This is a genomic window from Pseudomonas sp. S2_E01, assembly GCF_054668365.1.
In genome coordinates, this window is the sequence record NZ_CP162762.1 from 4,826,285 (window position 1) to 4,839,167 (window position 12,883).

Below are 12,883 nucleotides of genomic sequence, written 5' to 3' on the forward strand. Positions count from 1 at the left end.
CATCTAGGATCTCTCTGACGCAAATAACCGGATGTACGGCGGTTTATCTGGCCTTCAGAACCATTCGGGGATCATCGCAAACAGGGTGGTGGTGCCCGAAACAGGAATCGAACCTGCGACCTTCGCGTTACGAGTGCGCTGCTCTACCGACTGAGCTACACGGGCAGTGGGCTAAACCTAGCACTGACGTTCAGGCCAGGCAACTTCACGATTCGTTTCGTTTTCGTGCACACAAAAAAAATGCCCCGCAACTTGCGCTGCGGGGCATTTTTCATAACGTTGGAGCGGTCAGGCGTGCGGGGTGATTAAACGCCCGAAGCCTTGGCTGCTGCCACGTCTTTGATGGACAGCTTGATACGGCCGCGGTTGTCCACGTCCAGTACCAATACTTCCACTTCCTGGCCTTCCTTGAGGATGTCGGTCACTTTCTCTACGCGAGCATCGCTCAGCATGGAGATGTGAACCAGACCGTCCTTGCCCGGCAGAATGTTGACGAACGCGCCGAAGTCGACGATGCGCTCAACCTTGCCGACGTAGATCTTGCCGATTTCAGCTTCTGCGGTGATGCCCAGGACGCGCTGACGAGCCGCTTCAGCCGCTTCCTTGGTTTCGCCGAAGATCTTGATCGAGCCATCGTCTTCGATGTCGATCGAAGCCTTGGTCTCTTCGCAGATCGCACGGATGGTCGCGCCGCCTTTACCGATGACATCACGGATTTTGTCGGTGTCGATTTTCATCGCGATCATGGTCGGAGCGTTGGCCGACAGTTCGGTACGCGACTGGCCAATGATCTGGTTCATCTGGCCGAGGATGTTCAGGCGCGCTTCCAGGGCTTGGCCCAGAGCGATCTCCATGATTTCTTCGGTGATGCCCTTGATCTTGATGTCCATCTGCAGCGCGGTGACGCCTTTGGCGGTACCGGCTACCTTGAAGTCCATGTCGCCCAGGTGGTCTTCGTCACCCAGGATGTCGGTCAGGACGGCGAATTTCTCGCCTTCTTTAACCAGGCCCATGGCGATACCGGCAACCGGCGCCTTCATTGGAACACCAGCGTCCATCAGGGCCAGGGAAGCGCCGCAGACCGAAGCCATCGAGCTCGAACCGTTGGATTCGGTGATTTCCGATACCACGCGGATGGTGTACGGGAACACGTCGGCCGCTGGCAGCATGGCCTGAACCGAACGACGAGCCAGACGGCCGTGACCGATTTCACGACGACCAGCGCCACCCATGCGGCCACACTCGCCTACCGAGAACGGAGGGAAGTTGTAGTGCAGCATGAACGGGTCTTTTTTCTCGCCTTCCAGGGTGTCCAGCAGCTGCGCGTCACGGGCGGTGCCCAGGGTTGCAACGACCAGCGCCTGGGTTTCACCACGGGTGAACAGCGCCGAACCGTGGGTCTTTGGCAGAACACCCACTTCGATGTTCAGCGGACGAACGGTACGGGTGTCACGACCGTCGATACGTGGCTTGCCGTTAACGATGTTTTCGCGAACGGTGCGGTATTCGATTTCACCGAAAGCCGCTTTGACTTCGCTGGACGAAGGCTGGCCTTCCTCACCGGACAGCTTGGCAACCACTTGATCCTTCAACTCGCCCAGACGAGCGTAACGGTCGGCCTTGACGGTGATGGTGTAAGCCTGGGAGATCGCTTCGCCGAACTCGGCACGGATAGCGCCCAGCAGTTCGGTGGCTTCAGCTTGTGGAGCCCAGGTCCAGGTTGGCTTGGCAGCTTCGGCAGCCAGCTCTTTTACAGCTTTGATCACCGACTGGAATTCGTCGTGGGCGAACAGTACAGCGCCCAGCATCTGGTCTTCGGTCAGTTCTTTGGCTTCCGATTCAACCATCAGTACGGCTTCTTCGGTACCGGCGACGACCATGTCCAGGCTGGAGGCAGCCAGTTGCTCGTAGGTCGGGTTCAGCAGGTAGCCGGTGCTTTCATGGAAAGCAACACGGGCAGCGCCGATCGGGCCATCGAAAGGAATGCCGGAGATCGCCAGCGCAGCCGAGGTACCGATCATCGCAGCGATGTCCGGATCGGTCTTCTTACTGGTGGAAACGACGGTGCAGACAACCTGCACTTCGTTCATGAAGCCTTCTGGGAACAGCGGACGGATCGGACGGTCGATCAGTCGGGAAGTCAGGGTTTCTTTCTCGGAAGGACGGCCTTCGCGCTTGAAGAAACCGCCAGGGATCTTACCGGCAGCGTAAGTCTTTTCCTGGTAGTGAACGGACAGAGGGAAGAAGCCCTTGCCTGGATCGGCTTGCTTGGCACCGACTACGGTCACCAATACGCTGACGTCGTCGTCAACGGTGACCAATACTGCGCCGGAGGCCTGACGGGCGATACGGCCAGTCTCGAGAGTAACGGTCGACTGACCGAACTGGAATTTTTTGATTACCGGGTTCACGGTGTCCTACCTTCTTTTGTGGCTCTTGGGGGAACTTGTCTTCTTGCGAAATTCTTGGGCAATGTCGGGAATCGGCCCAACGCCTGTCCAGGGTAAAACGTGCATCCAGATAAAACTTGAGGCTGGGAGCCTGCCATACGCCAGCGGGAAACCCACTGACGTACGACAGACAACCAACCTCTAGCGCAATCGCTGATTAGCGACGCAGACCCAGGCGACCGATCAGAGCGCTGTAACGGCTCACGTCTTTGCCTTTCAGGTAGTCCAGCAGCTTACGACGCTGGTTAACCATGCGGATCAGACCACGACGGGAGTGGTGATCTTTACCGTTGGCCTTGAAGTGACCTTGCAGTTTGTTGATGTTGTGGGTCAGCAGTGCAACTTGCACTTCTGGAGAACCAGTATCACCAACAGCTTGCTGGTAGTCGGTAACGATTTGAGCTTTTTCTTCAACGCTGAGAGCCATGAGGCAATCCTTTTATCAGGAAACTGTTTCAGAGAAACAGCTTCAACAGGCCAGGGACAAATCCCTGTATCTATAAATGAGAAGTAACCGTGCCTGCTAACAGCCACCCTCGCCAGCCTGCTGTTACGCAGACCGGTTTCGGTCATTCCGACCGAATCAATCGACGCGGCGCGATGCGCCCGTCTTCGCTCACTTCACCGATTCCGATGAAGCGACCGTTGTGATCCTGTACCCGTACCATGCCGAACTTCGGAGCGTCCGGGGCGCGAACCGGTTGGCCGTTGAGCCAATAGAACGCGCTCGCTTCGGAGAACTGCAACAGCGGCCAATCCAGCAAGCCGCTGTCCGATGGCATCAGGAAGCGGTCGACCGCTTCGTTGCCGCCTTCGGCATGTACGGCTTCCAGCTCTTCGAGCGTCACCGTCTGCGCCAGCGTGAAAGGCCCGGCCTGGGTGCGTCGCAGTTCTGCAACGTAAGCGCCACAACCGAGTTGCTCACCGATATCCTCAACCAGGGTGCGAATATAGGTGCCTTTGCTGCAATCCACGGCTAGCCGCGCAGTATCACCTTCGAAGGCCAGCAATTCCAAGCGCGCAATAGTAACAGAACGCGGTTCGCGCTCCACTACTTCACCTGCACGTGCGAGCTTGTACAGCGGCTGGCCATCACGCTTGAGCGCCGAGTACATTGGCGGTATCTGACTGATTTGACCTCGAAATTTCGGCAGCGCCGCTTCGACATCGGATCGACCAACGGTCACCGGACGCTCCTGCAAAACCTCACCCTCAGCATCCGCCGTGGTGGTGGTCTTGCCCAGTTGCGCCAGGGTTTCGTACCCCTTGTCGGAATCGAGCAGGTATTGCGAAAACTTGGTGGCCTCGCCGAAGCACAACGGTAATACCCCGGTGGCCAGCGGGTCGAGACTGCCGGTGTGCCCGGCCTTCTCGGCATTGAGCAGCCAGCGAACCTTCTGCAACGCCGCGTTCGAGGTAAAGCCCAGGGGCTTGTCGAGCAGAATGATGCCGCTGACGTTACGACGGATACGTTTGACCTGAGCCACCGATTACTCCTTGGTGTCTTCAGCTTGCGCCGCAACCGAGTGCTGGCTGTCTTCAGCGACCGCGCGCTCGATCAGGGCCGACAGGTGCGCGCCACGTACGACGCTTTCGTCGTAGTGGAAGTGCAACTGCGGAACGCTGCGCAACTTCATTTCGCGGGCCAACTGCATACGCAGGAAACCGGCGGCGGAGTTGAGCACCTTGATGCTTTGCGCGATGTCTTCGGCGTTATCCTGCCCCATCACCGTGATGAAGATCTTGGCGTGACCGACGTCACGGCTCACTTCAACGGCGGTGATGGTCACCAGGCCGACACGTGGATCCTTGACTTCACGACGGATCAACTGGGCCAGCTCACGCTGCATTTGATCGCCGATACGTTGGGTACGGCTGTATTCTTTTGCCATGTCTTGTTACCTGTTACTGCCCCACGGTGAAACCCGCAGGGTCTGAAAGCGGCAAACGCCCGGCCTGACGAAAGCCAGACCGGGCGTTGCGTTCAGAGCCAGGACACCGCGCCGCGCATCTGCATGCGGCGGCTTGGCGTGGCCCTTGAAGTGCGCGAGTTAGAGGCTGCGAGCAACCTGAACCTTCTCGAAGACTTCGATCTTGTCACCGACTTTGACGTCGTTGTAGCTCTTGACGCCGATACCGCATTCCATGCCGGCACGTACTTCCGAAGCGTCATCCTTGAAGCGGCGCAGGGATTCCAGCTCGCCTTCGAAGATAACGATGTCTTCACGCAGTACACGGATCGGACGGTTACGGTAAACGGTACCTTCGATCACCATGCAACCGGCGATCGCGCCAAACTTCGGCGAACGGAACACGTCACGTACTTCGGCCACACCCAGGATGTTCTCGCGAACATCGCTGCCGAGCATACCGGTCAGGGCTTTCTTGACGTCTTCGATGATGTCGTAGATCACGTTGTAGTAACGCATATCCAGACCTTCCTGCTCGACGATCTTGCGAGCGCCAGCATCGGCACGCACGTTGAAGCCGAACAGAACAGCGTTGGAAGCCAGTGCCAAGTTGGCGTCGGACTCGGTGATACCACCGACGCCGCCACCCACTACGCGCACTTGCACTTCGTCGTTGCCCAGGCCATTCAAGGCACCGTTCAACGCTTCCAACGAACCACGGACGTCGGATTTGAGGACGATGTTGAGCGTCTTCTTCTCTTCCTGACCCATGTTTTCGAAGATGTTTTCCAGCTTGCCGGCGTGAGCGCGAGCCAGTTTGACTTCGCGGAACTTGCCTTGACGGAACAGAGCCACTTCACGGGCTTTCTTCTCGTCGGCAACCACGCTCATCTCGTCGCCAGCGTCCGGGGTACCGTCCAGGCCGAGAATCTCGACAGGGATGGCCGGACCGGCTTCCTTGATTGGCTTGCCGTTCTCGTCGAGCATGGCGCGAACGCGGCCATAGTTCGAACCGACCAGGACCATGTCGCCTTGACGCAGAGTACCGTCCTGAACCAGCACGGTAGCCACCGGGCCACGGCCCTTGTCCAGGCGCGATTCAACCACGACACCACGGCCAGGAGCCGACGGTGTGGCAGTCAATTCCAGTACTTCGGCTTGCAGCAATACGGCTTCGAGCAACTCGTCGACACCGGTACCCATCTTCGCGGAAACCGGTACGAATGGTGTGTCACCACCCCACTCTTCGGAGGTCACGCCGTGTGCCGACAGTTCGCTACGGATGCGATCGAGATCGGCGCCCGGCTTGTCGATCTTGTTCACGGCCACGACCAGCGGAACACCGGCGGCCTGAGCGTGCTGCACCGCCTCGATGGTCTGCGGCATCACGCCGTCGTCCGCTGCAACCACCAGGATCACGATGTCGGTCGCCTTGGCACCACGGGCACGCATGGCGGTAAACGCGGCGTGACCTGGGGTGTCGAGGAACGTCACCATGCCACGGTCGGTTTCAACGTGGTACGCACCGATGTGCTGGGTAATACCACCGGCTTCGCCAGCAGCAACCTTCGCACGACGGATGTAGTCGAGCAGGGAGGTCTTACCGTGGTCAACGTGGCCCATTACGGTCACGACCGGAGCACGGGAAACGGCCTCACCTTCGAACTTCAGGGACTCGGCCAGGGAATCTTCCAGGGCGGTGTCGCTGACCAGGGTCACTTTGTGGCCCAGCTCTTCAGCAACCAGTTGGGCAGTTTCCTGGTCCAGTACCTGGTTGATGGTCGCCGGCGTACCCAGCTTGAACATGAACTTGATGATTTCAGCAGCCTTGACCGACATCTGCTGGGCCAGATCGCCCACGGTGATGGTCTCGCCGATCTTCACTTCGCGCACGACAGGGCCGGTTGGGCTCTGGAAACCGTGGGCGTTGCGCTTCTTCAGCTTGGCCTTGCCGCGACCACCACGACGGAAGCCATCGCTTTCTTCGTCGGTAGTGCGTGGCGCTGCACGTGGCGCAGGTGCTTTCTCTTTGACCGTAGCGCGATGCGGAGCGTTCTTGCGCTCGCCGTCGCCAGCACCGCCGCCACGACGATTGTTGTCGTCGGCGCGTGGTTTGTCTGGACGACGCTGTTCGTCGCGCTTGCGAGCATCGGCCGCAGGTGCCGGCGCTGCCGCTGCAACCGGGGCGCTTTCACGCACAGGCTCGGCGACCGGGGCAGGCGCTGCTACAGGCTCGGCCGCAGCAACAGGCGCTTCAACCGACGCAGGCTGACGACGCGCTTCTTCTTCGGCGCGACGCTTGGCTTCTTCTTCAGCCTTCTGACGAGCAGCATTTTCTACTGCACGGCGCTCATCCAGCTCACGCTTGCGCTCGGCTTCGATTTCTTCCGGGCTGCGCTGCACAAACACTTTCTTTTTACGAACTTCAACGCTGATGCTTTTGCTGCCAGCAACACGCAGGGTGCTGGTGGTTTTACGCTGCAGCGTAATCTTGCGTGGTTCTTCCACTTTCGCCTTGTGGCTGCTTTTCAAGTGAGTCAGCAGGGATTGCTTCTCACTGTCAGTCACATTTTCTTCGGCGGCGGTGTGCGGCAGACCTGCCTCACGCATCTGCTGCAACAGGCGCTCTACCGGTGTTTTGACCTCATCGGCCAGTTGTTTCACCGTGACTTGCGTCATGCATTTCTCTCCTCAGGCCGCGCCTAATTACTCGAACCAGTGGGCTCGGGCGGCCATGATCAACTTGCCGGCACGATCATCGTCGATGCCGTCGATGTCGAGCAGGTCGTCAATAGACTGCTCGGCCAGGTCTTCGCGGGTAATTACGCCGCGCACCGCCAGTTCCACCGCCAAATCCTTGTCCATACCCTCAAGCGAGAGCAGGTCTTCGGCCGGATGGGCGTCTGCCAGCTTTTCCTCAGTAGCGATGGCTTTGGTCAACAAGCGGTCCTTGGCACGAGCACGAAGCTCGTTGACGATTTCTTCGTCAAAGCCGTCGATGTTGAGCATTTCTTCCAACGGTACGTAGGCAATCTCTTCCAGGCTTGTGAAGCCTTCATCAACCAGCACCTGCGCCAGCTCTTCGTCGACTTCCAGCTCGTCGATGAAGTTGCGCAGGATGTCGCCAGTTTCTGCTTGCTGCTTGGCCTGGATGTCCGATTCGGTCATCACGTTCAGGGTCCAGCCAGTCAATTGGCTTGCCAGACGCACGTTCTGACCACCACGACCGATGGCCTGAGCCAGATTGTCTGCGCCAACGGCGATGTCCATTGCATGGGCATCTTCGTCAACGATAATTGCCGCAACCTCCGCCGGGGACATGGCGTTGATCACGAACTGAGCCGGGTTATCGTCCCACAGGACGATGTCCACACGCTCGCCGCCCAACTCACCCGATACCGCCTGGACGCGCGAACCGCGCATACCGATGCAGGCACCTTGTGGGTCGATGCGTTTGTCCTTGGAGCGGACGGCGATCTTGGCGCGCGACCCCGGATCACGGGACGCAGCCATCACTTCGATCAGGCCTTCAGCAATTTCCGGCACTTCGATACGGAACAGCTCGATCAGCATTTCCGGCGCGGTACGCGACAAGATTAGCTGCGGGCCGCGGTTCTCGGTGCGGATTTCCTTGAGCAGGGCACGCAAACGCACGCCAACCCGGAAGGTTTCGCGAGAGATGATGTCTTCGCGGGCCAGCAACGCTTCAGCGTTGTTGCCCAGGTCGACGATCACGTTGTCGCGGGTCACTTTCTTCACGGTGCCGGAGATGATTTCCCCCAGGCGCTCGCGATAGGCGTCAACGACTTGAGCACGCTCGGCTTCGCGAACTTTCTGCACGATGACCTGCTTGGCAGTCTGTGCAGCGATGCGGCCGAATTCGATGGACTCGATCTTTTCTTCGACGACGTCACCGACCTTGGCGCCAGGATGCGTTTGCGCAACCTTGCTCGGCCAGGTTTCGATCGCAGGATCGTCCAGATCGTCTTCCTCGACGACTGTCCAGCGACGGAAAGTCTCGTAGGCACCGGTGTGGCGGTTGATTTCCACACGCAGATCGACCTCATCCTCGAAACGCTTTTTGGTAGCAGTGGCCAAAGCCAGCTCCAGCGCTTCAAAAATCACACTTGCCGGTACACCCTTTTCATTGGATACCGACTCAACTACCAGCAGTACTTCTTTGCTCATCGTACGCCTCGCCTTTCGCAAGCCATTGGATCCGCGGGATCCGCGTCTCAGTCAAAACTGGGAATAATGTTGGCCTTGTCGATCATATCGATCGGCAACAGGAACTCGTGGTCTTCTACCTGCACCACTACGTCCTGCTCTTCTACGCCGCGCAGAAGGCCCTGAAAGTTGCGTCGACCTTCAAAAGGCGAGCGCAGCTTGATCTTCACTTGTTCACCGGCATGCGAGGCAAACTGTTCCAAGGTGAACAGTGGGCGATCCATGCCAGGAGAGGAAACCTCAAGGGCGTATTCAGAACTGATCGGGTCTTCGACATCAAGAACTGCGCTGACCTGATGACTCACCTTGGTGCAGTCCTCGATCAGAATGCCGCCTTCTTTATCGATGTAGACTCGCAGGACCGAATGTTTGCCTTGAGAGATGAATTCGATCCCCCAGCATTGATAGCCAAGAGCCTCGACTACCGGGGCCAACAAGGCCTGCAGCTGTTCTAGCTTGCTCGACACCTGAACCCCCTCGTGCATGCTTTGCAAATAAAAAATGGGCAAAAAGCCCACATGAGATCGCCATTGAAAATCGGCGTCAAAAGTATTCAGCTAACAAAAAGCCCCTGAATAGGGGCTCCTGAAACTGGTTGCGGGGGCCGGATTTGAACCGACGACCTTCGGGTTATGAGCCCGACGAGCTACCAGACTGCTCCACCCCGCGACAAAGCTGGGGCGGAAGTATACGACTGAACACCCTACAGGGTCAATGTAACCTTCCACCTGCAAGAAAGCCCGCAACAGCGGGCTCTCCTGACTAATTGGTACCGAGAAGGGGACTCGAACCCCTACACCCTATGGGCACAACCACCTCAAGGTTGCGTGTCTACCAATTCCACCACCTCGGCAATACTACGTTTGAAACCCTTCTTACTTCTGCTCTTGAGCTGGAGGCACGTCAGTCGCTGGAGTAGCCGACTTTTGCTCTTGAAGCACCGGGACATCATCAGAAGCCGGTTGTTGCTTTGGTACTTCCAACACTGCCGGGTTAGGCAAACCTACTTGAGTCAGCTGGTGAGCTTTCTCTTTAGCAAAGTAACCTAACCCCAAGCTGGTTATGAAGAAACCGGCGGCAAGTATAGCAGTAAACTTACTAAGAAAGGTAGAGGAACCTTGGCTTCCGAACACAGTATTTGAAGCACCTGCCCCGAAAGACGCACCAGCGTCCGCACCTTTACCCTGCTGCAGCAATACGAGAGCAACTACGCCCAATGCACCCAGCAGATGAAAAACGACTACGACTGTTTCCAGCATTTTTTCAGTTTCCCGCGGCGCGACAAATCGCACCGAACTCATCTGCATTCAGGGAAGCTCCACCAATGAGCCCCCCATCGATATCCGGCATGCCGAACAGTTCGACCGCATTGGCCGCCTTCACGCTGCCGCCGTATAGAAGCCGCACACCTTGTGCGACTTCAGAATTCTTTGCCGCCAACTGAGCACGGATGGCTGCATGCACATCCTGCGCCTGTTGCGGCGAAGCAGTCAGCCCGGTACCAATGGCCCAGACCGGCTCGTAAGCAATGACTGCCTTGGCAAAAGCGCCGACACCCAGCTCATCGACAATGCTGCCCAGCTGCTGCGAGACCACTTCAAGAGTTTTCCCCGCTTCGCGCTGCTCGAGGGTTTCCCCTACACACAACACCGGAATCAAGCCACTTGCCTGCGCCGCTGCAAACTTGCGAACCAGCATTGCATCCTGCTCGCCCATGATCTGGCGGCGTTCCGAGTGCCCAACAAGCACCAGGGAGCAACCTGCATCCACCAATTGACTCGGCGAAATCTCGCCAGTCAAAGCACCCTGCCCGGATTCCACCGCGGAGTTCTGGCCGCCGACCGAAATCGACTTGCCTTTCAAGCCATCAATCACTTGATTGATATACAAGGAAGGCGGGAACACCGCGACATCAACACCGCCAGACAAAGCCATTTGACTCAGGCCGTCGATCAGCTCAGCGACGCTGGCGCGGGTACCGTGCATCTTCCAGTTACCAGCTACCATAGGGCGACGCATGCTGTACCTCGTCGGTCAAAGTGGGCGCAGATGTTACCCAACACAATCATGGCTGGCAAGCCGAATTCAGGCAGAAACTTCAGTAACCAGTTTTGCCAGCTCTTCGGCATAGCCGCGAACCAGGGTTTCGTCCTCGCCTTCAACCATGACACGCACCAATGGCTCGGTGCCGGACTTGCGCAACAGCACACGCCCGCGCCCCGCCATGGCCTTGGTGACACGCTCGCTGGCCTCTTTCACCGCTGCATGTTCGAGCGGGCTCGCACCGCCACCGAAACGTACATTGATGAGCACTTGAGGACATTTGCGCAGCGACTGCCGAGCCTGACCCAAGGTTTCGGATCGGGTCTTGAGCGCCATCAGCACCTGCAGCGCCGCAATGATCGCATCACCGGTCGTGGTGTGATTGAAGCAGACGATGTGACCCGAATTTTCGCCACCAACCAGCCAGTTGCGCTCCAGCAGATCCGCAATGACATAACGGTCGCCGACATTGGCACGCACGAACGGAATCGACAGGTCCGCCAACGCCAGTTCCAGCCCCAGGTTGCTCATCAAGGTCCCGACCACGCCGCCTTTGAGGCAATTACGCTCATGCAGGTCGCGAGCAATGATGTACAGCAACTCATCGCCATCGACGACCGCGCCCGTGTGGTCGACCATCAGCACCCGGTCGCCATCACCATCGAACGCAATACCCAGATCGGCATGCTCAGCCAGGACCGCTGCCTGCAGCGGCCCCATGTGCGTCGAGCCGCAGTTGTCGTTGATGTTGAGGCCGTTGGGCTGTGCCGAAAGCACAACAACGTCGGCACCCAACTCACGAAACACGCTCGGCGCCACTTTGTAGGTTGCACCGTGGGCGCAATCGATCACGATCTTCATGCCGGCGAAGCTGGTGCCGGTCGGTACGCTGCTCTTGCAGAACTCGATGTAACGGCCCGAGGCGTCATTGATGCGCGACACCTTGCCAATCTTGCTCGACTCCACCACCGTCATCGGGGTATCGAGCAACTCTTCGATCATGTGCTCGACTTCATCCGGCAACTTGGTGCCCTTGCCGGAGAAGAACTTGATGCCGTTGTCATCGTGAGGGTTGTGCGAAGCACTGATCACGATGCCGGCTTCGGCGTGGAACGTGCGCGTCAGGTAAGCGATAGCCGGTGTCGGCATAGGCCCCAGCAGCATCACGTCGGCGCCCGCCGACGTCAGCCCGGCTTCAAGCGCTGATTCGAACATATACCCGGAAATCCGCGTGTCCTTGCCTACCAAGACCTTGCAGGCACCCATTTTGCGGAATGCCATGCCCGCTGCCCATCCGAGCTTGAGCATGAATTCAGGGGTAATCGGGTATTCGCCGACCCGACCGCGAATGCCGTCGGTGCCAAAGTATTTCTTAGTCATAAGTGCTCCATGTTTCTTATTCGGCTGATTCCACTGCAGCGATCATGCGCACGACGTCGACAGTCTCGGCCACATCATGGACGCGCAATATACGCGCCCCCTTGATAGATGCCAGTGCCGCGAGCGCCAGGCCACCCGACAGTCGCTCATCGACCGGGCGATTCAAGGCCTGACCAATCATGCTCTTGCGCGAAACCCCAACCAACAGGGGCCTTTCGAAGACATGCAGGGCTTCCATATGCTTGAACAAGCTTAGATTGTGCTGCAGGTTTTTTGCGAAGCCAAAACCCGGATCGAGGATGATCCGCTCTGCCGGAATGCCTGCTGCAGCGCACTGCGCCATGCGCTCAGCGAGAAACGCGGCAACCTCCTGAGTGACGTCCTGATAGTGCGGATTATCCTGCATATCGCCCGGTTCTCCGAGCATATGCATCAGGCAGACCGGCAAACCGGTATCTGCCGCCGCGTCCAGCGCGCCCTCACGACGCAGCGCACGAACGTCATTGATCAACCCCGCGCCGAGGCGCGCCGTTTCGCGCATGACCGCAGGAGTGGAGGTGTCGACCGAAATGATCACATCCAGCTCGCGATGGATGCGCTCGACAATCGGAGCCACCCGCTCAAGCTCCTCGAGCGGCGAAACCGCTCTGGCGCCAGGCCGGGTAGACTCGCCGCCGACATCGATCAGCGTCGCGCCCGCCAGCACCATGGCTTCGGCATGACGCAAGGCCGCATCGAGATGGCTGTATCGACCGCCATCGGAAAAGGAATCGGGGGTGACATTGAGAATGCCCATGACATGCGTATGGGCCAAATCAAGAACCCGGTTGCCAAAAGGCAACCGGGTCGAGGACTGAACAGAAGTCATTTCAA

At 58.3% G+C, this 12,883-nt stretch carries 11 protein-coding genes and 3 tRNA genes; all 14 read right to left on the reverse strand.

What is annotated here, in order from left to right; genetic code table 11:
- Window positions 1-89 precede the first annotated feature (89 nt).
- A tRNA-Thr gene (locus tag AB4O36_RS22455) sits at window positions 90-165 on the reverse strand.
- 140 nt (window positions 166-305) lie between these two features.
- Window positions 306-2,411 (reverse strand): polyribonucleotide nucleotidyltransferase, encoded by a 2,106-nt coding sequence (gene pnp, locus AB4O36_RS22460; protein ID WP_368556984.1) that lies wholly within the window; start codon window positions 2,409-2,411, stop codon window positions 306-308.
- A 196-nt stretch (window positions 2,412-2,607) separates the two neighbouring features.
- A complete protein-coding gene (gene rpsO / locus AB4O36_RS22465) occupies window positions 2,608-2,877 on the reverse strand; it encodes a 30S ribosomal protein S15 (RefSeq protein ID WP_460118228.1) in 270 nt (89 codons plus the stop codon).
- A 142-nt stretch (window positions 2,878-3,019) separates the two neighbouring features.
- Window positions 3,020-3,937 (reverse strand): tRNA pseudouridine(55) synthase TruB, encoded by a 918-nt coding sequence (truB, locus tag AB4O36_RS22470; RefSeq protein ID WP_460118231.1) that lies wholly within the window; start codon window positions 3,935-3,937, stop codon window positions 3,020-3,022.
- A 3-nt stretch (window positions 3,938-3,940) separates the two neighbouring features.
- Window positions 3,941-4,342 (reverse strand): 30S ribosome-binding factor RbfA, encoded by a 402-nt coding sequence (rbfA, locus tag AB4O36_RS22475; protein WP_460140304.1) that lies wholly within the window; start codon window positions 4,340-4,342, stop codon window positions 3,941-3,943.
- Window positions 4,343-4,501: 159 nt separating this feature from the next.
- Window positions 4,502-7,039, reverse strand: a complete 2,538-nt coding sequence (infB, locus tag AB4O36_RS22480) for a translation initiation factor IF-2 (protein ID WP_460140305.1) — start codon at window positions 7,037-7,039, stop codon at window positions 4,502-4,504.
- A 27-nt stretch (window positions 7,040-7,066) separates the two neighbouring features.
- Entirely contained in the window at window positions 7,067-8,548 is a 1,482-nt protein-coding gene (nusA, locus tag AB4O36_RS22485; RefSeq protein WP_460118237.1) for a transcription termination factor NusA, read from the reverse strand.
- Between the two features lie 47 nt (window positions 8,549-8,595).
- Window positions 8,596-9,054, reverse strand: a complete 459-nt coding sequence (rimP, locus tag AB4O36_RS22490; RefSeq protein ID WP_460126821.1) for a ribosome maturation factor RimP — start codon at window positions 9,052-9,054, stop codon at window positions 8,596-8,598.
- A gap of 125 nt (window positions 9,055-9,179) precedes the next feature.
- Window positions 9,180-9,256: transfer RNA gene (locus AB4O36_RS22495), tRNA-Met, on the reverse strand.
- Window positions 9,257-9,354: 98 nt separating this feature from the next.
- Window positions 9,355-9,440, reverse strand: a tRNA-Leu gene (locus AB4O36_RS22500).
- A gap of 22 nt (window positions 9,441-9,462) precedes the next feature.
- Window positions 9,463-9,846, reverse strand: coding sequence for a preprotein translocase subunit SecG (gene secG / locus AB4O36_RS22505; protein ID WP_017336473.1), 384 nt, complete (start codon window positions 9,844-9,846; stop codon window positions 9,463-9,465).
- A gap of 4 nt (window positions 9,847-9,850) precedes the next feature.
- A complete protein-coding gene (gene tpiA, locus AB4O36_RS22510; RefSeq protein WP_460118239.1) occupies window positions 9,851-10,606 on the reverse strand; it encodes a triose-phosphate isomerase in 756 nt (251 codons plus the stop codon).
- A 66-nt stretch (window positions 10,607-10,672) separates the two neighbouring features.
- Window positions 10,673-12,010 carry a phosphoglucosamine mutase gene (gene glmM / locus AB4O36_RS22515; protein ID WP_460118241.1) on the reverse strand — a complete coding sequence of 446 codons (1,338 nt, stop codon included), beginning with the start codon at window positions 12,008-12,010 and terminating at the stop codon, window positions 10,673-10,675.
- 16 nt (window positions 12,011-12,026) lie between these two features.
- Complete coding sequence (gene folP / locus AB4O36_RS22520; protein WP_460140306.1) at window positions 12,027-12,878, reverse strand: dihydropteroate synthase; 852 nt, start codon at window positions 12,876-12,878, stop codon at window positions 12,027-12,029.
- Window positions 12,879-12,883 lie beyond the last annotated feature (5 nt).